The sequence below is a fragment of the Candidatus Symbiopectobacterium sp. NZEC135 genome (genome assembly GCF_025962695.1).
Genome location: NZ_JAGFPF010001317.1, coordinates 1 through 575, shown reverse-complemented (window position 1 = coordinate 575; position 575 = coordinate 1). Strand labels below are relative to the sequence as shown.

The following is a 575-nucleotide window of genomic DNA, read 5'->3' as shown; positions in this document are numbered from 1 at the left end:
GCACCGGGCCTGCGCCATCAATGGCCGCCGCTTCCACCAGAGAGCGCGGGATGGACTGCAACGCCGCCAGGAAAAACAGAAAGTTATAGCTTATCTGCTTCCAGATGGACGCCAGCACCACCAGAAACAACGCCTGGCCGCTGTGAGTGGCGTGATTCCAGTCATAACCCCACTGGCTTAAGCCATAGGTGATTAATCCGCCGGGGCTGAACAAAAACATCCACAGCGCGGCCGAAGGCAGAATAAAGAGGGTGTGGAGAAGGCGCCGACAGCGCAGCACATAGTCCACCAACGCCGCCAGCAGTAACGACACGCTCATGCCGCACACCGTTACCAGAGAACTGAACACCATGGTGGTATAGAAGGCGTCCAGATAGTAGCTGTCGCTCATCAGGTGGCGGAAGTTTTCGAGGCCGACAAACTCGCTGGAGAGCCCAAAGGGATCAAGGCGTTGCGTGGAATACAACAGCGCCTGACCGGCAGGCCAGATAAAGAAAATCACCGTGATAGCCAGTTGGGGAAACACTAACGCATAAGGTAACCAGCTACGGCCAAAGACAGGGCGGGATGAGGTC

The 575-nt window shown here is 56.7% G+C and carries 1 protein-coding gene; it reads right to left on the bottom strand.

All coding sequences use genetic code 11. The annotated features are described in order from the left end of the window. Positions 1 to 575: ABC transporter permease subunit (locus tag J5224_RS34030; RefSeq protein WP_264629268.1), on the bottom strand; the 575-nt coding region annotated here is incomplete at both ends.